The organism is Halobacteriovorax sp. CON-3, assembly GCF_043196995.1.
Classification (GTDB): domain Bacteria; phylum Bdellovibrionota; class Bacteriovoracia; order Bacteriovoracales; family Bacteriovoracaceae; genus Halobacteriovorax_A.
The window spans coordinates 149,536-170,053 of the sequence record NZ_JBEBNA010000001.1 but is presented as its reverse complement, the minus strand read 5'-3'; the positions used below and the strand labels follow the sequence as shown (position 1 = coordinate 170,053).

Genomic DNA, 20,518 nt, shown 5'->3' with positions numbered 1-20,518 from the left:
TTCAAGGGCATGGGAGGCCTAATTGAAATTTGCGGTACGTATAGTTAAAAATAAAAAAGAATTACTTCATACACTAGGGACTTTAGGGTGTATCAGTATCCTTGCAACTTCATGTGTGGTCGATCAGGCCTCTTCATCACGAGAAGGCTCTGGCGGATCAGCTTTAAGTAACACTCAAGATACAGTATCAGCAAATTACGGACGTGTCTTAACGGCCAATCCCCTCGTTCTTAGCGATTACGCAGCAGATGAGAATACAGACCTCTCAACACTCATCACTCGCTCACCTATTTATATTACAAGTAATGAGTACTTAACAAAATCTTGTTCGCTAATTGGTGACTGCTTAGAAGTAACGGAAGATGCCGGAGTTTCGGCATTTCAAAATGAATCAAGAAAGTGGGCATTTCCTGTTACAACGACAGAGTTCCTACAAATCAATGCTTTTTATCATACAGCAAAAGTCATCGATACATACCTAGGTGATGTTACAACATATGTCTTTGATCGCCTTAATCAGGTCTCTTACGACACGTCAGTGCCAACAAATACGGATTTACATAAGGCCTATTGGAATGCTTCCAATAAGGCAAAGCTCGTCGTTCATGCTGATGCAAGCCTTAGAAAGAATGCCAGCTTTGATCCAAGTAACTTCCTAATCAAATTAGGTTATATTCCTGGTTATCAAAATATCAAAATGGCCCAAGACCCTTCTGTTATTTATCACGAATTTGGTCATGCTATTGTTGATCGCCTAATGAACCACAGAAACAGGGCCTTTAATGCAGCATTTTGTTTAAATACACAAAACCCAGTCTGTCTTGAAGAGTCAGCTCTTGGTTACTTTGGCCACGATGAGGCATACTCGATTAATGAAGGGATTGCAGATTACTTCTCATACTTCACTAACAACAGAGAACATATGGGAGAATGGGGATTAGGAAAATTCGCAAATGCTTCACGTCCTATCTCAGAAGACGATTCAATGCATATTGCAGGAATCTCAACTGATGAAGACTCAAGACTCAGTTATCCAGAATACCTAGGATATGATGTTTATAGTACAGAAGCTCGTGTTGACGATATCCACGTTGATGGACAAATCATCAGTCACCTTCTAGTTGCCCTAACAAAAGAACTTAGCAATCGCTGTACAGGTAATATTGACGGCGCTAAGAAACTTGTTTTCTACGCTCTTGTCGAGTCACTTGGAGAATTAGGAGACTTATCAGCACAAGCAAAAGATGGACTGACGGGACAAATCAACCTTGATCAGGATTTCGCAAAAGAGTGGCTAAAATCAGTAAACCCAATTAACTTCAGACGCTTTTCTCAATCACTAGCAAGAAATGTCTACAATATTACAAATAGCCAGTACAACCTATGTACATACCAAAACTTTTCTAAGGATAACTTAGAGCAATTATTCGACTCATACGGATTACTACTTTTTAGAACTTATAATAATAACTTGAATTCTATTTCAACGACAAATATCACAGTTAATCCACTTAATCGTAAGAAGACAGAGTTAATTAACAAAAATCTTCTTGTTAAAGACACACGCTCTTCATACTCATCATTAAGTGTCTTTGATATCCGCTCGTCAGTATATCAAACAATTCAAAACCAAATGGATGTAGGTGAAGTAACAACAGTCGATGCAAGATATAACAATGGAAACGGTAAGGTTTCACCAGGAGAGATCGTTGGTCTATTTGTTAGCGTCTACAATAACTCAAGTTCTATCATGGCCGGAACAAGAGTCCTGGCTTCGGACTGGGCGCATATGCAAGACGGTGTACCATGTTCAAATTTAAGTGATGGCTACCCTTCGATATCACAAGGTGGAAAAACTTGTGATCCATTAACTGAAACAAATTATAACGACACTGGAAGAATCATGCCTGTTTGTATGCTTACATATAATGACGGTACGAGCACGAAACTTCTTAATCAGCATGAGTTCCTAAAGAGAATGAAGTCTGATATTGGACTGCTAGAAAAAGACTGCTTAGGGCAAGGAGAAGATCGCACACAAGACGATTTAAATAACTGCTTTGTAAAGGCTATCCCAAGTACGAATGTTCAAAACATTCCTTTCATGGCACCGAAATCTAATTGGCAAGAGACAATGCAAGCAGAGCAAGGAGCTCCTCTATTTACAGACTCGAATATTATGTTCTTTGAAATTAATAAAAATATCCCACTAGGAACAGAAGTATCATGTCGTCTACGTATGACATTTGCAAACTGTGAAGATTGTTACCATGATCTAACTAGTACTAATTATGATGACTTTAAAGACTTTGAATTTGCAGGTGAAGAACCTTTTAGCATTTTAAATATTAACTTTACGGTTGAGCAATAATCTTAATCAAAAGAAGGCCTTGATGAAAAAGTTTTTACTATTTTGTAGTATCTCTTTAGCAGCACTTTTTATTATTTCTTCATATCAGAATGAAGGAAAATCTAATTCTAAAGAATACTCTTCCACAAGTGGTAAGAACGAAAAGCGCTACAAAGCACGAAAGCATCATCACGGGCACAAGCACCACTCTCGAAAGATTGCTTCTGTACCAACAGCAGATCTTCCTAAAGATGACACAAGCACAAATAATTCCATGGCCAATGTTGCCAAGGAGTTAACCAAAGAAGATATTGCCGTTATTAAAAAAGTAAAAAAGAATCTACCGATTCTAGCAAATAGTGAATTTGAAATCGTAAAAAGACTTAAGATTACTGATAAGAGTATTTATATTGTTAATCGTGACGTGAATGGAATGCCGCAATCATTCACAGCAATTATCGATAATAAAACGGGAAGAATTGAAAAAAGCTGGGGAAAGACTCGCTATGAGTCTCCCCTAAGTACAAGACATTATCCTGCGACTACTTACTAACCGGCTTGATCCACTCTGTCGTGTGACCGTTATTTCCAAGACGACGTGCCGTCTTTTCATAACCATGGCTTTCATTTAGCGAGTATTGTCTGAAATTATCAATTGAACAATAGTGAACAATTTCCTTCACATCAAACTCTTTAGCTGCTTGCTCAAAGAAGTCCATGATTCTGTGAGAAAAACCACTTCCACTATGTTGCATCTTGATTGATGTATTCTTACAAAGAAGCTTATCACCTTCCTTCTTTACGAAGGCCGCTGCGATAATTTCTTCAGATAGCTTTACTGAATAGAGTTGCCAACCATCTGACAATTCTTTCTTAATATCATCTAATGTCCACTTAAAATCTGGACTATCAGAGAATGCCTCAACGTTGTAATCGTAAACGTCTTTTACTTTCTTTTGAGATGTAACTGACTCAAAACTTAGTTCGCCTAATTGAATGGCCTTTACCATGATTCCTTCCTAGTAAATAATATTGTAAAAAACTGAGATCTTTCTACAATTATAGCGTAGAGATATAAGCAGCAAGATCTTTAAAGTCTGAATCGTTCAGACCTTTAATAAATGGTAACATATCTGGGTTCTTTCTTTCACCAGTTTTAAACTGAACAAGTGATGAGTAAATATACCAGTCGTATTGTCCCGCAATACGAGGAGCGTTCATCGACTTCTTTCCTTCTCCATTATCACCGTGACATGAAATACAACGTGAGTATAGAGTCTTACCTTTGGCCGCGCTTTGAGCGTGAGCAGTATTCATTGAAAAAATACCTAGTGTGATAAGTGCAAGGGCCGTTAACTTCATTCTAGTTCCTCTTTTATAAAATCTATTTTTTGTTAATTTTCTTTACCGTATAGCTATCTAATATTAACTGCTTATACATCACTGCGCAACTAATTTTATACGCTGAGATTGAAAGCTAAAGTTCATATACTTAGCAATACAATCATAGATCATCTCTTTTAAACTATCGGCCTGTAGCTGACGCAGCCCACCAAAAACTAGGCCATTATCAACACAGACCTCATTTTCTTCTATGCTAAATAATTGAATTTGACCTAAGTTATAACTCTCCAGAGTCGCATTCACATTTTCAATAAGTGAGGCCATTTTCAAAAGACGCTCTTTTAGGTCCAATTTTTCCCAATTGAGAACTTCTATTTTATTATTCATAAGGGCATTTTCAAAAAACTCTTTCTGAATTTCTTGTAAGATCGTTTCAAACCACTTTTTTAAGTCTAAAACTCCTGGCCAACTATGTTGGGCAGCACTATCTCTTAAGAAACTTTCCGCTTCTCTGAAAGTCATAACAAATAAGGCGCTAGGCCCAACTTTCTTAACGATCGTCAAGGCACTATAAATAAGGGCCTTCTTTCTTAACGCATCTTCTTCATTTGCCATAAAACTTGCATCAAAGAAGCTTGCTGAAATATATTGAGAATATTGTGCAGTATCGAGATCACGAAGAAGCTCTTGTGCTTTATTTGATATTGTCATCATCCACCTTTTTATAGGAATCAAATTAACAGCTTTGAATACTTTTGACCATAAATTAAGAGATTATGCTATCATTTAGAGATGACACAAGATTCGCAGACAGTAAAAAAGAGATATCATCTAATCGACCTCACAAGAGGCATAGCAGTCATTTTAATGATTATCTTTCACTTTACATATGATCTTGATGTCTTCGGATTTGTGGATGTTGAATTCTTTAGGCCTGGTTTTTGGTACTACCTCCCACGCCTTATTGTAACTCTTTTTATGTTCTCAGTAGGTGTTTCAATATGCATGGCCCACCCTGGAAAGATTCACCCACGCCCATACCTCATTCGCCAGGCAAAAATTGGGATTGCGGCCATTATCATAAGTGTCTCAACATATTTTATGTTTCCAAAAAATTGGATCTACTTTGGAACACTACATTGTATCTTCTTTACAACATTACTAATTACTCCCCTAAGAAAGAAACCATGGCCTAGTGCGGCGTTGGCCATACTCATTCTAGCACTTGAAATGACCCCTTACGCCATCCCATTTCCAGAGATGAGTCACGCATCGTTAGACTTTATTGCAGTCTTCCCATGGGCCGCTGTTTCAATGTTGGGAATAACATTCTTTCACCTAGGCTGGCATAAAATCGATTACCCACAGTGGCGTCTAATACGCTTTACGCAGTTCCTAGGAAAGCATTCATTTCTTATCTATGTCACTCACCAACTATTTCTCTACTCAATTGTTTATATTGCGTACAAGATCATAAAAGGTGCGCCACTTTTGTAAGGTTTTTGAAAACTTTTTGAAATCCATAGCCTCTCTTTACCAACTATGCTATTTAATTTAGCAAAGGAAAAAGGCTAAAAAGCAATGGTAAGTAACAAGTTCAATTACAAGTACTTTGAGCGTTCAATTGGCTCAATGAAATTCGCAGTTTTTATTATTTCACTATTCTCACTTGCAATGATTGTAGGAACATTCGTTGAAAGTTATTACGGAACAGACTTCGTAGGAAGACTTATCTATAAAACGTGGTGGTTCATGGCCATCCAATTCTTTATGGGATTAAGTATTCTATTTGCAGCACTTATAAGGTTGCCACTAAAGAAAAGACTCTACGGTTTCTATACAATTCACGCAGGGCTTATCATTATTGGTATTGGTTCATTTGTCACATATATTGCAGGAATTGATGGAACGATCCACCTTCAGCCAATGACTCCAACAAGACAAGTTGTCCTTAACGAAGATGTTATTGAGATCACGCGTCCAGACGAAAACACAAGAGCTGTTCTACCTCTTCCTTATAGCGCATTTGATAGCAATATTGGCGTTACTTACAAAGAAATTGAAATTAAAGAATATATTCCATTTGCAGACAAGGTCATGCAGTGGTTACCGGCCAAAGATAGTGTTAATGATTCTGATAATATGCACTCATCTAGCTATATCATTTCAAATGATAACGTGGCCCAAGACTTCACATTAAGTCTCCATCCTGAAGCATTTGATTTTCAAGCTTCTCTAAGCATGGGTCTTTTAAGTATTACTTACCTACCTAAAACTCTTGCCCCATGTTTTTCAACACCAAGTGACAGTGGCCTAATCCTTTGGGACTCGAGAACGTCACAGTGTTACACTGCGGAAGAGAAGAATATCAAGGTTGAAGAGACAGCAACGAATAAACGATTCTTCGTTATCAAAGACGGAGAAAATGTTTACTCATTTCTACCAGACCTAAGTCCTTGGGCCCTTGACCAAAATCTAAAGCCTGCAATGAATGCTCCAATCAGAGTATTTTCTAAGAATCTTTTTAAAGAAAAACCAAACCTATTTCTCTTTGGAGACTCAGCTTCTTTCTTTGATAAAGATGCCGACAAGTGGGTTAGCCAGAATTTTGATAACCAAGGTCTAATGTCACTTCCTTGGATGGGATTCACACTTAAATTAGTTCGCAATGAAAAGAACCTAGTTCCAACAATGGTCCCTGAGTCAACTCTACCAATTCAACAAAACGGTGGACTTGTTAGGGGTATAACAAGAGCAGCAAAAATTCATGTAAGAGATAAAGAATATTGGCTAACAGATGATAAGCCAGTCTCAGTACTGATTGATGGTGTTAAGACAAATGTCTACTTAACGAAGAGGTCATTTCTTCTACCATTTGAATTCACACTAACACGTTTTAAAATGGATAAAGACCCTGGAACGAATCGTCCTGCAAGTTATGAGAGTTTTGTGAATCTATTCACAGATGGTGACACAACTCCATATCATGTCTATATGAACAACCCTTTAAAGTATGATGGCTTCACATTCTATCAGGCCTCATACTCACAAGATCCTGAAACAGGACAATATAGCTCAACCCTATCAGTAAACCTAGATCAAGGACGCTGGATTAAATACCTAGGCTCACTCCTACTCGTCTTAGGTTCTCTATGGCACTATTATCTAAATTATCGCCCTAAGAGAAAGACGAAGGACCTTTTAGGTCTTGAAGTAGCAGATGGTGACCAATTAGGAGACAAGAAATGATTAAGATTCTACTAAGTCTACTTATCGCAACAAGTACACTTGCTAACGTTAACTTTTGTAATGATGAGTTAGGAAAACTTCCTATTCTTCAAGATGGGCGTATTAAGCCACTTACAGTTCATTCAAAAGAAGTTATTCATCACCTGACAGGAAAGTACAAGGCCAAAGGTCACTCATCAGTAGGTACTTTTTGTCTTCTAAGCTCAAAAGCATTTGGCCTAGAAGCACCTTTTAAATTAGAAACTAAAATTGAGCACAAGAATACGAAAGCTCTTCTTGGCGGAAAAAGCTCAATGGCACTTGATGACTTAATTGATGAGAACGTCACAATTAGAATGGCCTATCAAAAAGAAAAGGTTGAATCTGGTTATAAGAAAGAGCTTAATAAGCTTCTTAATAAAATTGCTCTTTATCAAGACATCATCAATGGAAGCAACTGGCAGCTTCCAGTAAGAATGGGTAATGAAATCTCGTGGGAGCCAGTAACAAACTTTTTAACAAAAGAAAAAGTCGATGCACTAGCACAAGTTTCATCAACACCTTTTAAGGATGTTTTTGCTAAGGCCAAGAAAGACTATATCGAAGTAAGTGGTGACAAATACCTAACAGAGTTCTTATTCGATAAATTACAGCTGACTAAAATTGCTTTTGCCCTAACTCTTATTGGCCTAGCAGCACTAGTTCTTTTTAAGAAGTTTGGAATCGCACTTGGTCTTTCAGCGCTAACGATTATCGTTCAAACAGTATATATCACTTTAAGAGTCTATATTTCAGGACGTGCACCAATTACAAATATGTATGAAACAGTTATCTTCTCAGGATACGGTGCTCTTCTACTTTCAATGATTATTGGACACTTTAAGAAAGAAAAGACATATCTCTACATGGGACTTGCATACAACCTATGTACGCTTATGATGATTACATTTGCGACTAATATGGTTTCGCCATCAATTAGTCCTCTTGTTCCAGTACTAAGAGATAACTTCTGGCTAAGTACTCACGTAACAACAATCATTATGTCTTACGGTGCCCTGGCGCTAAGTTGGATTCTAGCAAATACAATTCTTTTCAAAAGAGCATTTACAGACTTCAAAGTAGAAGATGAGACATACTACAATGACCTAATCTACACGACTCTAAAATACGGAATCATCATGCTTGCGGCAGGGATTATCCTTGGTGGTGTTTGGGCCGATTACTCTTGGGGAAGATTTTGGGGTTGGGACCCGAAAGAGACATGGTCACTAATTGTTCTATGTATCTATATGGCGATCCTTCACGGAAAGTACACAAATTGGATCACAAATAAAAGCTTCTCTGTTCTTGTAGCAGGGGCCTTTATGAGTGTTATGATGGCATGGTTTGGAGTTAACTACATCCTTGCAACTGGACTTCACTCATACGGATTCTCTCAAGGTGGAGCATACTTCCTAGGAACATTCTTTGCGATTCAAACGATCTTCCTAATCTTAACAGTTATAAAATCAAATCATAAAGCTGCATAAAAAAAAGGGCCTCTTAGAGGCCCTTTTTTATTACATAAATGGATTGATATATTGCGATCGTATTTCTCGAAGCATATAATCGTCATCATTCATTTCAAAGAATCCAATTAGAGCTCCCTCAGTAATTTGTTGTTGCTTGTAGTAAGACTTAATAAAGCCATCAACATTGTCCTTAATAATTGCAGGAAGTGGAACAAAGCTTAGACCTAGACTTGCTAATGTCAGAACACTTCTAAGTCTTTTCACGCGATTTGGACGATCATAAGAGTAAGCGATTGCAGGAGACTTATCAAAAGTGTGATTTCCATCAAATAGGTTAACAATCACTCTTTCACCATCAAGAGTTACCTCTTGAAAACCATAGTTGATTCTCTCACCAACCGATGAATACTTTGACTTATATGATCTAAAACGATTTGTTGCCGTTCTAAATTTTGAGTAGAAGTTAGCAGTACCGTATCTCGGCCAGTTTAGCTTAGCACTATTTGATTCCCAGAATGCAATCCAATCAATTCTTGACTCATAGATTGAAGAATAAACAAGATCCACTTCTTCTTTTGTCAGACCAAGTTCGACAGGACTTGCAAACTCAAGATAGTGCAGTAATAGGTTTTGGTGATAAAAACGTCTCGTTCTAAAAAGCTTCTCTGTTTCTGTAATAACATAGAAAGCTGTATTTAAAGCAGGAACTGTTGATAGACGCTTACGAGCTTGATTTAAGGCCCAGTTAACGACCTTATAAGTAACATTCTTACGATAGAAAAATGTTGCATTATCTGGCTTTGCAATAATCGTTGGGTCAATATAATAGAAAGTATCCTTAATCTTTGAACCAAACTCTTCAATTAAGTTATTAAACTCTTTATCAGCAAAAATAGCGTCAAAATCAACACCTTCAAATGCACGCATCGAAGTCACAACTCTTTTAACATTCTTTTGTGTCTGAAAATCATTACCTAGAAAGTTATGACCTGTTTCAAAAAGTCCTTCTACTTCAGCTTCATAATTTCCAGTAAGTCCACTTTGTGACATCAAGGCCTGTTCATTTAAGATTGAGTTTTTAATATACTCAACATAGTCCTTGAACTTGAATTTTGTACGGATTGTACGATCTCTTACAGCAATAAGTTTTCCAGAATCATCTCTTTCAAAAGAGAATCTGTTATTAAATTTCTCATTTATTCTATCTGGGTTTGCAGCAAGAACATTGCTCGACACTAATAGCATCAATGCTAGCATTAGATTTCTCATTATCTTCCTCCATGAAAATATCCTTTTATTTTAATGGCAGTTGGAAAATAAATCACAAGATGTAAGAAAAGAAGAGAATGTTTAGCAACTTAGTTGAACAAACTACTCAGACTACTGTCCTGATTTCTTAGTGATAGCAGCATCAAGATCATTTAAAAGGTCCATATTCTCAGGCGCTGTATTTTTAAGCTTTTCTTCTTTAAGGGCCTGTGCTTGTGCTTCGGCCTCAGCAGCGGCTTCCTCTTCAGATAAAGCAGCAACTCTTTGCTCTTCTAAGAATCTTTCATTGGCCTCTTTCATTACCGCGGCTTCTTTATCTCGAATCTCTTTCTTATGTTGAGTATAAATGTCATTCACAAATTGGCGAAGACGCATTTTCTCTTTTTCACCAATGGCATGAATAAGCCCCTGGTACTTATAAGTATTGCCTTCTTTTTTATAGATATTGCCTTCTTGAGGAATAATCTTTACTGCAAAATTAAAAGGATGAGTTAAGTAGTAATTCCCTAAAACAAGTTCTTCATCTAAAGAGAAGAAACAAGTCGATTCAGAAATTTCAACTAATTTGGCCCCCCTAATAATTAAAGCATGACTTAGTGGCGACTTCTTAGAGACAAAGTACTTTGGAGGGTTAAAATAGCTCTTATTAAGCTTTGCATACTTCATCGGATCTTTCTTTCTTAGAGCAGCAATTTTTGTATTTAATTCTTGTTCTTCTTTTGTAAGACGTTTCTCTTGTAATTGGTGCACCATTTGAGAAAGTACATTCATCCCTATCATTGTCGGATTCACAAGAGCGAATTGGTAATTAAACCTCTCCTGAAACTCTTTAGAAGTATATCTGTCACAATTAATAACGATAAAATAGGGACTATTATCCCCTAGCTTTTTGATATTTCTTATAGCATTCTTTAATACTTCATCCTGTTTCTGATGAAACTCTTCAATACTTTTTGCGATATTGGCCATCTGATCAACATCTTGATTCTCTTTTGCCTCATCAAGCTCGCCTTCCTCACTAATAAATTCAGGATAGCAGTAAACAACAATGTCTGGATTTAAGCGTGAAATATATGTGTAATCTTCCTCAAAGCTTTCATTAATTCTAAAAACAAAGTCATATGAATCAATGAGTTTTTCATTTGTTTTAAAATAATGCATTTGAGGATCAACCATAAATAGCTTAGTGAGCTTTTGTGATCCATAAGAAGAGTTATCATTAACCCAGCTCTTTAAGGTCTTTCCAATCTTAAGCTTTCTATTTAACTCATTCTCGTTTAAGTCTTCTACATTTAGGCTAAAGCTTCCATCCTCGCGCTTTGCTGGATCAACAAAGAGATACTCTAACTCTGACCAACCATTAGCGCCATAGTAGATATTATCAAGGCCATGCTTACGAGCGATAAAGTAATTTGTGTCCATTTGCTTCTTATCAAGCGCATGCTCGACTTCAACAAGCCTACCTTCTTCAAGCTTATTATTACACTCGATATGCATTGTGCTCAAACCGTAGAAGCCTACACGTGCAATTTCTTTAAGCTTAATAGCGGCCTCTAATTTTGCAAGAGCAAACTCTGCGGAAACAGCATCTGCAGGAAAGCGCTGTTTATAGGGATGATAAACGACATCGTGAATCTCAATACCTTTAACAAAAACAAAGTCGAAATGAATTGAGATAAGTTTCTTTACATCATCTAGGTTATTTACAATTGCAACTATTGGAGTATTTCTAAAGAAGTGTATTCTTTTTAAAATCATTCCTAAGTTATGGCCATGAGCCTCATCTTCTTTAATGTCGATATAGATAATCGAAGGGGCCAATTCAAAGAGGTCAAAAATACATTCATTGATATTATTTGCATGATAAGAAATCTGATGAAAACTTTTTTCTTCAGCTGGATATGTTTTGATATACACTTTTTGTAGGTCATCCCAATAACCAAGGTCCTTACCGAGATAAGCAATCTTCTTTGACACAATTTGTCTCCATTCAATTAATCTTATCTACATAATATCATGATTTAAAAAAGGAATACACAACATATTGGTTTTACAAGGCTTTTAAGTTTGACACAAAAACTAAACATCAAAGTCATCATAATATTGACCATGATATTCGTCATTTTCTTTGGTAAAGAATCTTCTGACAAAATATTGACCAACTCTGATAGTAGAAATGAATCCAAAGTTTTCAAGTTTAAGAATTGATTGGTGAATTTCTTCGAGTGAAATTTGAAGCTTTTCAACAATTTCAGACATCGACATTAATTGAGAGATACCATGTTCACGATATGGATTGGCCTTCGACCAAACACGACGATAAAGGTACATTAGAATAACAATCTCAACTCTTGTTAAGCGATAATTAACAAGAATCTCATCAAAGAATATATCAGGGATATCTGAGAACGTAGGAGCAGGAAAAGAGTTCGCATCGATCTTACTTGAATCAACTTCTCTCTTTTTATGAGTTGCAATTATTGAATGTATGTCAACCATAATTCCTCCAAGAAGGATTTTCCTTCTTACATTATGGCATGGAATTTGGGTAGAAATCTAGTGCGTTATTTATTTAGGAGTTTTTTGCCTAGCTCACTTTCTGCCAAGGCCTTTATCGCCTTATTTCTAGAGTCTTTTGAACGGTGCTTACCTAATTCATTTTTTATCTTTGTGAACAAGTCATAGTTTTTAAGTCGACTATCATCCTCTAAGCGGACAATGGCATTGATTAATTCAATTCGTAAATCGATACAATCATTTTTTAGAAGAGCATTTCTAGTATTTATAAAATTTAGAATTTTCTTATATTGATTTTTCTTAATTGCAAAAAATGAATAGAGTTCTTCACTGAAACCAGCATTATTATAGAGAACAACTTCTTCAATCGAATTCATATCACCAATAAGATAATACTCATCGAGAAGTATAATTTCGCTTAAGGCCTGAGGTAACTTAATATGATGGCGTTTAATAAGCGAGACAAGGGTTTCTACAAATAACTGACAGTCCTTACATTTTGAAGATTCATACTTTAGGTAATGAAGAGAGATTTTTCGTAAATCAAACTTTGCATAGTTTTCGTCTTCTACTATTGCAAAGCCCGTATTAATACTAAAACGAATCGTTCTAAGAAGTCTTACAGGATCGTTAAAGAAGTCCGCATTAATATAATTAATTTTCTTATTTTCTATATCTTTTAGGCCGCCAAAAGGATCAATAATATCAACTTTAATCTTATCATCGACAACACTAAACTGCGCACCAATAGCATTAATTCTTATATCTCTTCGCTTGAATGATTGCTCGTAAGATAGGCTACTTGAAAATTTGGGTGTAAAATTCTTATGACCAATATCATCATTAAACTCTTCAAGACGTGCTGAAGAAAACTCAATCTCGGCCTCTCCAAGATTAATACGAAACACTCCCATCCCAATATACTTGGCCTCGGGGAAATTCTCTGCAAGATAATCAATCCACGCCTCGCCTTCAATTTCTTGAAGATGTCTGATCTCAAAGTCAAAGTCTGTTGATTTTTTTCCTAGATACCAATCTCTAACATTGCCTCCAACAAGACAAAGCCTAAAACCTTCTTCCCAACTCTTTCTAATGAATAGCTGTATTGAGTTTGGAATATTTGAAAGGTCATATTTCTTCATCATGGGAGTTAAAGAAATGGATTGGCCTCTTTAGTAAGCATTTCAATTGTCTTTCTAATACGCACTAGCTCTGTCGACTCCTTATGGTAGACAATGTAGAAACGGTCATTAGAAACCTCAAATGCTTTTCCTAGAGTTTCGATCTCATCACTATAGTACCAGCGCTTTAGAACGTGATTTGGAACAACTGCGATTCCAAGTCCACTCTTTACGGCCTGTAACATATTTCCGTGAGAGTTTATTGAATAGCGAACATTTACTTTCTTAGGTTTCTTACCATACTTTGCCACACACCAGTTGTAGTAAAGACGATCACCTTGCTCAAAAAGCACAGTAGGCATCTTAGTTAGCTCATCTAAAGAAGTTTGTTCTGTAATATTAAAAGGGTTGCCCTTAGGATAAACAAGAGTTACCGCCTCTTCACTTAGAAGAAGCTTTTCACCGGCCTTAGGTAGCGCTCCTTCAGGAAGCACTAGAAAGTCGATTTTATTCTCTTCAAAGCTTTTAATTAAATCTTCTTGAAAGCCTAGAGAGATATGAATTGATAAGTCTTTTTCATTCTCAGCAAAAGTTAAAAGCTCGTTAGCAAGCCAAGACTTTCCAACACCAGTAAGAGTACCGATGCGTATCTTTCCCTTCATTTCATCTTTATTATCTTTAATTTGGACAAGAGTTTCATCCATATCGTTAAGAAAGTTCGTTGCAAGCTCATAGAGCTTTTCACCTTCTTGAGTTAGAACAACCTTCTTACCAGTTCTCTTAAAGGCCTTAACACCTATTTTAGTCTCTAAATTCTTAACTGATTGAGAGATAGCAGATTGAGTTACATTTAGGTCCTCAGCTGCACGAGAGAAGCTTTCTGCACGGGCCACGGCCACGAGTGTTTGTAATTGGCTTGTTTCTAACATAATTTTAACCTTATCTTAAGTATAAGTTATACCTTATACCAAAAGTAAACATTTGTAAATAACAACTCTGTCAAATAATTGTAAATTAGAAGAAAAACGTTACTCCAAAGGAATGGTTTGTAATAACAGGAGTAAGCAGATTCATGAAAGATATTTGAAAGTCCTTATCTTTGTAAAGGCTAAAATTTACTTCAGCGCCAATAATTGGAACAAAGTAGAAGTCACCAATATTGGCAAAGTACGCCCCTTCACTGAAGTCAAAACCATTCTCATCAAAATGATAGAAGCCTGCTGTACCATTAATCTCAACATACTTATTACGATAAAAATTATAACTTTGGGTGACACCCCAAATAGGCTCACAGTACGAATTCTCCCCTACAAGTAGTCCAGTGGACCAGTCGTAAGCATAGTTGAATCGTACTGAGTGCAATTCATTATAAATAACTCCGCTTCCCTCTGATAGCTCATTACAAAGTGGCCTTGCATTAGGGCCAGTTGGCTTTTGAATATGCGGTGTAATCCCTCCATAGATATATGTAAGGTTTATTGCCTGAGCGTTTGTGGCCATCAAGAATAGTGCGATTATAAGTTTCTTCACATGAATATATAATGCAATGATAGTGCCAATCTTTTTAAGGGGGTTCAAAGACTTAGGCCGTCTAAAAAGTGAACAAATTTATTAAATCAGTTTAAACTCTAGTCACTTTTAAAACGGCCGATTAAGAATGCTCTTACTTTTTAGAAATTTCAATCGTAGCAGTTGTAAGCGTTCTCTTAAGTTTCCTCGTATCTTCTAGAGTCAGACGAAGAGTTTCTCCACGCTCAACCATTTCAAGTTGTGCTGGATTTAGAGCATAAGTTCCAAAGACAGAATCTTTCGTGAAACGCTCCTTACCAAGCTCTAGACGAATAACACGATTTCCATATCCCTTATCTATTTCGATATTATTAAGCTCACGTCCTTCTAAAGTGATCTCATCACCTGTTACAAGCTCTTCACTCACTTCACCACGCTCAGTAATAAAGTCAGGTAACATATAGACAATACTCTCATTCCCAATATGTTCAGCACTATAAGCATCAACGGCCACTCGAACATAGAAATCATCAGGAATTGCCCCATCGACACCAGTGATATCGATAACGCGTATACTTAGTGATTCATCATCTCTTACGCCAAAGTTACTAACTCCTTGAGAAACCTTAGCATTTGCATGACTTCCTTCAATAACGAGTGATCTCTTTGCATTGTCATCAAATTGATTGACGGCCTCGATATTCCTAACTTCTCCACTAAGTGCAAATGTGTTTAATGAAGTAAGAAGTATAAGGGCTGATGCTAATTTCATATAAATATTCTCGTTAGTTTTTTTATTCACAATAACAAATACTGAATGCTCAATTTAAAATTTTGAAAATTAGATAGAGCTGTCTTAAAAATACACACCAAAGAATTTTCTACATCCAATAAAGAAATAGAACTAATCCATTGTATATTTATCAAATGATCAAACTTCAAAAACTATTCATCACTACACTGACACTTCTATCCACAACAATATATGCGAATGACTGCCAAGATATTCGACTCGATCAGGGCGAGAATGCGCCATTTAAGAATTTGCCTATTCATGATCAAATGTATGGAAAGAAAAAAGATTCTCAAATGTGCTATGCCTTTGCAGGCTCACAATTTATCGATGCTGTGATTCAAAATGATTTAAAAGCAAAGGGACACATTACATCTGCAATAACAACGGCCCTACAAACAAAGCTATCTCCGACGCGAGCAAATGGCAGTAAAGTCAACTTACTCTCCAATATATCGAGGGGCGCTGGCCGCTCTGGACTAGGAGTAGGTCAAATCAATATACTCTTTAAGCAGTTAAAGCAGGGCTTTAGTTGTGATCAAAACTTTCTGACTTCAATTGGAATTAAGGACCCTAATACTTTCTGGGAACCATTCGTTTACGAGTTCTATTCAAATAAGTCACTAGAAGAAAAAGTAAAAACGCTAAAAGAAGAACTAAGACTTCGTGGTGTAAAAGAAGGTTTTTTCAATATTGTCGACGATGAAGTTTTGGCCATTGCAGTTTCAAAAAAGGGCTTCTATTTAAGAGAGCAGGCCATTTTTGAGAAGGTTTGCGAGAATAATAAAATTGAACTCAACCTTCCAGAACTTGAGTACCATGACTACTCTCCTAGTGATATTGGATATAATGAAACAGATGAAGAGTTCAAACAACGTTTTCAAGTTGATGCAGTAAACCCACATATTATCCAAAATATAAGCGCAAGTCTTGAATCAGGAAATAACCTACCGGTTATCGTCGATATCTGCGCCGAAGTCTTAACAGAAAAAGAAAAGAGCTTTAAGCGCTCACTACCTGCCATGAACGGTAGCTGTAGTAACCACTCTGTCCTTGTGATTGGCCAAAGAAAGGCCAAGGACAACTCATGCCAATACCTAGTTAGAAATAGCTGGGGTGATTATCGTAAATATGATCAGGCCTGGGAGGTTGATGAAAAAGGGCAAATCTGGGTTGATGCAAAAACTCTTTCGAGTAGTGTTCTAAAAGTTATTCACGCACGTTAATATTTAAATAATTCAATATGCCTTTGGGCCATGCTCTTTGCAGAAGCTTTCCCATTGCTCCAGAACAAAGAACGGCCGGTATAAACCGGCCGTCTTTATTGTAAATCTGAATTTCAAGCTCTGGGAGCAGATTAAAAATTTAATATGCCTTTGGGCATATTAATTTTTAATCTTCATTAGCAAGTTTTTCTTTACGTTCTTTCATAACTGTCTCTTGAATATTTGAAGGACAGTCAACGTATCTTGCAAATTCCATCGTGTATGATGCTTTACCTTGAGACATAGATCTTAGGTCATTTGAGTAACCAAACATTTCTGAAAGTGGTACTTCAGCATTGATGATAACTTCTCCACCTGGATCAGTTTCTGAACCTTGGATCATCCCTCTTCTTGAAGAAAGGTCACCAATTACAGAACCTTGGAATTCATCTGGAGTTGTAACTTCAACTTTCATAACTGGTTCCATAAGAACTGGTTGTGCTTTGTTGATAGCTTGTCTCATCGCTTGTCTTGCAGCAATACGGAATGCCATATCTGAAGAGTCAACGTCGTGTGACTTACCGTCTCTTAAGAATACTTCACAGTTAATAACTGGGAATGCAGCAAGAGGACCTTTATCCATAACGTCTTGGAAACCTTTTTCACAGGCACCGATGAATTCGTTAGGAATCGAACCACCTTTAATTTCGTTATTGAATTTAAATACTTGATCTTCTTTATCCTTATCTTCTTCAGCAAGAGGCTTAAGTAGACCAACAACCTGACCAAATTGACCAGAACCACCAGTTTGCTTCTTGTGAGTGTAGTCAAAAGTAGCTTCAGTTCTGATTGTTTCACGGTAGTTAACCTGTGGAGCACCAACTTGTACTTCTGCACCGAATTCACGCTTTAGTCTTTCTACGTAAATTTCAAGGTGTAGCTCACCCATACCAGCGATACGTGTTTCACCTGATTCTTCATCAGTGTAAACGTGGAATGTCGGGTCTTCTTTAATGAATTTAGCAAGACCTTTAGACATCTTCGCTTGCTCGTTCTTATCCTTACAAGAAATCGAAAGCTCGATAACTGGGATTGGAACGTGGATACCTTCAAGAGAAAGGTTTAAGTTATCGTCGTTACCTACGAATGTATCCCCTGATGCACAGTCGATACCTACGATAGCAATGATATCACCAGCGTGAGCTGTATCGATATTCTCTCTATCGTTAGAGTTCATACGAACCATACGTCCGATACGTACTTTCTTACCAGTTCTTGTATTATAAACAGTATCACCTTTATTTAGTGTACCTCTATAGATTCTTGTATAAGTCAGCTGACCAAATTGCTCATCAGTGATCTTGAATGCCATCGCAAGTAGATCTTCTGCTGGATCTGGATTGATTGTAACAGTTTCATCTGTATCTGAATCAACAGCAGTTGGTAGAGCACAAGTAAGTGGTGAAGGAAGGTATCTTGCAACAGCTTCAAGAAGTGCTTGAACACCTTTGTTCTTGAATGCAGACCCCATGTAAACTGGAGTAAGTTGAAGAGATTGAACACCTTTCTTGATACACATGTGAAGTTGTTCTTCAGTTGGCTCATTACCTTCTAGGTAAGCTTCCATAACTTCATCATCGTACTCAGCTACAGCGTCAACCATTTCAGCTCTTAGTTCTTCCATTTGTTCTACTAGATCAGCAGGACATTCTTCGATTCTTACGTTTTCACCGTTATCACCATCAAAGTACATTGCTTGCTTAGTAACTAAGTCAACAACACCTGTGAACTGATCTTCTGCACCAATAGGGATTTGCATAAGAACAGCATTGTGGTTTAGTTTTTCTTTAAGTGCGTCACGTCCATTAAATGGGTTTGCTCCCATACGGTCCATCTTGTTTAAGAAAGCCATTCTTGGAACGTTATATCTTTTCATCTGTCTGTCTACAGTGATTGACTGAGACTGAACACCAGATACTGAACAAAGAACTAGGATTGCACCATCTAGTACACGTAGTGATCTTTCAACCTCAACAGTGAAGTCAACGTGACCCGGAGTATCGATTAGGTTTACACGAGTATCTTTTTCAATACCGTCAGCAAAAGTTGTCCCTTTACCTGTAATACCTTTCCAGTGTGCTGTCGTTGCAGCAGATGTAATTGTAATCCCTTTTTCCTTCTCTAGCTCCATGTGGTCCATAGTTGCACCAGCACCACCACCACGAACATCTTCGATCTTGTGGATCATGTCACAATAAAAAAGGATACGCTCTGAAAGAGTAGTCTTACCAGAGTCGATGTGCGCCGAAATACCGATGTTTCTCGTTTTCGCCATCAGCTTGTTGTTAATCATTCTTAACTCCGTTTTGAGGTTGTTAATATTTAATTGAGTCCAAATAAAAATGGGTGACCAAATTTATATAGTATCGTTCATAAGTTATAATAATCAGTGTTGCATATTAGTGAAAAAAGCCATTCAAGTCAACGAGTTATAAGGCTTTTTTGAGCTTAAAATAAAGAATATTTAAGTATTTATTTTTGACAAACGTGTTGACAAAAAATGACCTAATTCTTAAAAAATCTTTCGCACAAAATTAAAAGGAATAAACTGAATGTCTTCTCAACTTAGTAAACAAGACCTATACGAGTCTGTTAAAACCCTTGTCGAAAGCGACGCGTCACGAATCCACCTTGGTCAACATAAATTATATACGCTCTTTAGTGTGGCGTTCCAATATATGCTATTTAGATCAACAAAAGAGGCCGGTGCTTATATTATCCGAGTCCAAGACGCAAAACTTGCTCAAAAGCTTGCTCGTAAGTCAAAAGATGAATCAACGCGTAAGTTCCTTACACAACTGCAAATTCCAAGAAAAATTAAATATGGAAAATCAACTTTCTATTTAGACTTCTTTAATATTGCCAGCTGGAATATCACAAGAGATTTAAACCCGGCCAATATCAAGGGTTCTCTTATTGTACGTGATACAAGTGAAGAGTCTCCAGTTAAGCAAATCATGGCCCTACAAGCAGAAGCTGCTATGAATGAAGCAATTCTTGAAGGTCACGAAGATGCTAAGATTGATATCCCTGAGCTTCCAGAGGATTTCTATTTCACTAACCTTGTTGAAGCTGCACCAAAGAATATCTTAATTGCCTTTGATGAAGTCATGGAAGAAGGTCTATTAAGCGAATACAACTTTGAAGCAATCAACTTCCCTTTCATTAAAAAAGAAGTTCAAAAAACAATCTCTGGTGTCACAATCTCGAAAGATCTTGATTGGGACGCTATTGATGAATAGGCGCGGCATTGATTGCCCAAAGGCAATCTATTGGACGCGCCGATAGCGCACGTCGCCTGAAATGAAATATATCTTCAACAAGCCGGGTTCATGCCCGGCTTTGTTGCTTAAGCGCTGACGAATGGGAAAGTTGTCGCAAAAAAAAACGATATTTTCACGAAGTGAAAATGAGTAAAAGACCTTTCTCATATAACCGAATCACGCGAGCTTCGCTCTTTGATTCTTGAATCACATTCATCTGTACTTCAAAACTGCCCTTTGGGGCACTTTTGCCGCACGATGTGTTGTCTCAGCGCTGACGAATGGGAAAGTTGTCGCAAAAAAAAACGATATTTTCACGAAGTGAAAATGAGTAAAAGACCTTTCTCA

The 20,518-nt window shown here is 37.1% G+C and carries 18 protein-coding genes; 7 read left to right on the top strand and 11 right to left on the bottom strand.

What is annotated here, in order from left to right; translation table 11 throughout:
• Positions 1-22 precede the first annotated feature (22 nt).
• Positions 23-2,371 carry a hypothetical protein gene (locus ABMA72_RS00835; RefSeq protein WP_392860478.1) on the top strand — a complete coding sequence of 783 codons (2,349 nt, stop codon included), beginning with the start codon at positions 23-25 and terminating at the stop codon, positions 2,369-2,371.
• A gap of 22 nt (positions 2,372-2,393) precedes the next feature.
• Entirely contained in the window at positions 2,394-2,903 is a 510-nt protein-coding gene (locus tag ABMA72_RS00830; protein ID WP_392860476.1) for a hypothetical protein, read from the top strand.
• Here ABMA72_RS00830 and ABMA72_RS00825 read toward each other — a convergent pair.
• From ABMA72_RS00825 to ABMA72_RS00815, 3 genes are all read right to left on the bottom strand, one after another.
• Complete coding sequence (locus ABMA72_RS00825) at positions 2,893-3,360, bottom strand: hypothetical protein (protein WP_392860474.1); 468 nt, start codon at positions 3,358-3,360, stop codon at positions 2,893-2,895. The genes ABMA72_RS00830 and ABMA72_RS00825 overlap by 11 nt on opposite strands.
• 49 nt (positions 3,361-3,409) lie before the next feature.
• The gene (locus tag ABMA72_RS00820; protein ID WP_021267353.1) at positions 3,410-3,712 is read right to left on the bottom strand and encodes a cytochrome c; all 303 of its coding nucleotides are present in this window, start codon (positions 3,710-3,712) and stop codon (positions 3,410-3,412) included.
• Between the two features lie 78 nt (positions 3,713-3,790).
• Complete coding sequence (locus tag ABMA72_RS00815) at positions 3,791-4,408, bottom strand: hypothetical protein (RefSeq protein ID WP_393055486.1); 618 nt, start codon at positions 4,406-4,408, stop codon at positions 3,791-3,793.
• 78 nt (positions 4,409-4,486) lie between these two features.
• On the opposite strand from ABMA72_RS00815, the gene ABMA72_RS00810 reads away from it, so the two are divergent.
• The 3 genes from ABMA72_RS00810 to ABMA72_RS00800 all read left to right on the top strand — a co-directional run bounded on the left by ABMA72_RS00810 (position 4,487) and on the right by ABMA72_RS00800 (position 8,451).
• A complete protein-coding gene (locus ABMA72_RS00810; RefSeq protein ID WP_392860471.1) occupies positions 4,487-5,191 on the top strand; it encodes a heparan-alpha-glucosaminide N-acetyltransferase in 705 nt (234 codons plus the stop codon).
• An 84-nt stretch (positions 5,192-5,275) separates the two neighbouring features.
• A complete protein-coding gene (locus ABMA72_RS00805) occupies positions 5,276-6,943 on the top strand; it encodes a cytochrome c biogenesis protein ResB (RefSeq protein ID WP_392860470.1) in 1,668 nt (555 codons plus the stop codon).
• Positions 6,940-8,451, top strand: coding sequence for a cytochrome c biogenesis protein (locus ABMA72_RS00800; RefSeq protein WP_393055483.1), 1,512 nt, complete (start codon positions 6,940-6,942; stop codon positions 8,449-8,451). The genes ABMA72_RS00805 and ABMA72_RS00800 overlap by 4 nt, the downstream gene beginning before the upstream one ends.
• A gap of 30 nt (positions 8,452-8,481) precedes the next feature.
• Here the strand turns inward: ABMA72_RS00800 and ABMA72_RS00795 are convergent, their stop codons facing one another.
• The 7 genes from ABMA72_RS00795 to ABMA72_RS00765 form a co-directional block, all read right to left on the bottom strand.
• Entirely contained in the window at positions 8,482-9,702 is a 1,221-nt protein-coding gene (locus tag ABMA72_RS00795; protein ID WP_392860467.1) for a hypothetical protein, read from the bottom strand.
• 111 nt (positions 9,703-9,813) lie between these two features.
• Complete coding sequence (locus ABMA72_RS00790; protein WP_392860465.1) at positions 9,814-11,679, bottom strand: hypothetical protein; 1,866 nt, start codon at positions 11,677-11,679, stop codon at positions 9,814-9,816.
• Between the two features lie 102 nt (positions 11,680-11,781).
• Positions 11,782-12,201: a hypothetical protein gene (locus ABMA72_RS00785; RefSeq protein ID WP_392860463.1), complete on the bottom strand. Its 420-nt coding sequence runs from the start codon at positions 12,199-12,201 to the stop codon at positions 11,782-11,784.
• 65 nt (positions 12,202-12,266) lie between these two features.
• The gene (locus ABMA72_RS00780; protein ID WP_392860461.1) at positions 12,267-13,361 is read right to left on the bottom strand and encodes a hypothetical protein; all 1,095 of its coding nucleotides are present in this window, start codon (positions 13,359-13,361) and stop codon (positions 12,267-12,269) included.
• 8 nt (positions 13,362-13,369) lie between these two features.
• Positions 13,370-14,269, bottom strand: coding sequence for a LysR family transcriptional regulator (locus ABMA72_RS00775; RefSeq protein WP_392860459.1), 900 nt, complete (start codon positions 14,267-14,269; stop codon positions 13,370-13,372).
• Between the two features lie 85 nt (positions 14,270-14,354).
• Positions 14,355-14,870: a hypothetical protein gene (locus tag ABMA72_RS00770; RefSeq protein ID WP_393055480.1), complete on the bottom strand. Its 516-nt coding sequence runs from the start codon at positions 14,868-14,870 to the stop codon at positions 14,355-14,357.
• A 133-nt stretch (positions 14,871-15,003) separates the two neighbouring features.
• Positions 15,004-15,621: a hypothetical protein gene (locus ABMA72_RS00765; RefSeq protein WP_393055478.1), complete on the bottom strand. Its 618-nt coding sequence runs from the start codon at positions 15,619-15,621 to the stop codon at positions 15,004-15,006.
• Positions 15,622-15,776: 155 nt separating this feature from the next.
• On the opposite strand from ABMA72_RS00765, the gene ABMA72_RS00760 reads away from it, so the two are divergent.
• A complete protein-coding gene (locus ABMA72_RS00760) occupies positions 15,777-16,868 on the top strand; it encodes a hypothetical protein (protein WP_393055475.1) in 1,092 nt (363 codons plus the stop codon).
• A 166-nt stretch (positions 16,869-17,034) separates the two neighbouring features.
• On the opposite strand, the gene fusA is transcribed toward ABMA72_RS00760, so the two are convergent.
• Positions 17,035-19,200 (bottom strand): elongation factor G, encoded by a 2,166-nt coding sequence (gene fusA, locus ABMA72_RS00755; protein ID WP_392860452.1) that lies wholly within the window; start codon positions 19,198-19,200, stop codon positions 17,035-17,037.
• Between the two features lie 259 nt (positions 19,201-19,459).
• Here fusA and ABMA72_RS00750 point away from each other — a divergent pair, with 259 nt between their 5' ends.
• Entirely contained in the window at positions 19,460-20,149 is a 690-nt protein-coding gene (locus ABMA72_RS00750; protein ID WP_392860450.1) for a hypothetical protein, read from the top strand.
• Positions 20,150-20,518: the final 369 nt, after the last annotated feature.

Coding starts and splice junctions, on each gene's coding strand:
- ABMA72_RS00830 (WP_392860476.1), top strand. CDS start 2,394: ATGAAAAAGTTTTTACTATTTTGTAGTATCTCTTTAGCAGCACTTTTT.
- ABMA72_RS00825 (WP_392860474.1), bottom strand. CDS start 3,360: ATGGTAAAGGCCATTCAATTAGGCGAACTAAGTTTTGAGTCAGTTACA.
- ABMA72_RS00820 (WP_021267353.1), bottom strand. CDS start 3,712: ATGAAGTTAACGGCCCTTGCACTTATCACACTAGGTATTTTTTCAATG.
- ABMA72_RS00815 (WP_393055486.1), bottom strand. CDS start 4,408: ATGATGACAATATCAAATAAAGCACAAGAGCTTCTTCGTGATCTCGAT.
- ABMA72_RS00810 (WP_392860471.1), top strand. CDS start 4,487: ATGACACAAGATTCGCAGACAGTAAAAAAGAGATATCATCTAATCGAC.
- ABMA72_RS00805 (WP_392860470.1), top strand. CDS start 5,276: ATGGTAAGTAACAAGTTCAATTACAAGTACTTTGAGCGTTCAATTGGC.
- ABMA72_RS00800 (WP_393055483.1), top strand. CDS start 6,940: ATGATTAAGATTCTACTAAGTCTACTTATCGCAACAAGTACACTTGCT.
- ABMA72_RS00795 (WP_392860467.1), bottom strand. CDS start 9,702: ATGAGAAATCTAATGCTAGCATTGATGCTATTAGTGTCGAGCAATGTT.
- ABMA72_RS00785 (WP_392860463.1), bottom strand. CDS start 12,201: ATGGTTGACATACATTCAATAATTGCAACTCATAAAAAGAGAGAAGTT.
- ABMA72_RS00780 (WP_392860461.1), bottom strand. CDS start 13,361: ATGAAGAAATATGACCTTTCAAATATTCCAAACTCAATACAGCTATTC.
- ABMA72_RS00775 (WP_392860459.1), bottom strand. CDS start 14,269: ATGTTAGAAACAAGCCAATTACAAACACTCGTGGCCGTGGCCCGTGCA.
- ABMA72_RS00765 (WP_393055478.1), bottom strand. CDS start 15,621: ATGAAATTAGCATCAGCCCTTATACTTCTTACTTCATTAAACACATTT.
- ABMA72_RS00760 (WP_393055475.1), top strand. CDS start 15,777: ATGATCAAACTTCAAAAACTATTCATCACTACACTGACACTTCTATCC.
- fusA (WP_392860452.1), bottom strand. CDS start 19,200: ATGATTAACAACAAGCTGATGGCGAAAACGAGAAACATCGGTATTTCG.
- ABMA72_RS00750 (WP_392860450.1), top strand. CDS start 19,460: ATGTCTTCTCAACTTAGTAAACAAGACCTATACGAGTCTGTTAAAACC.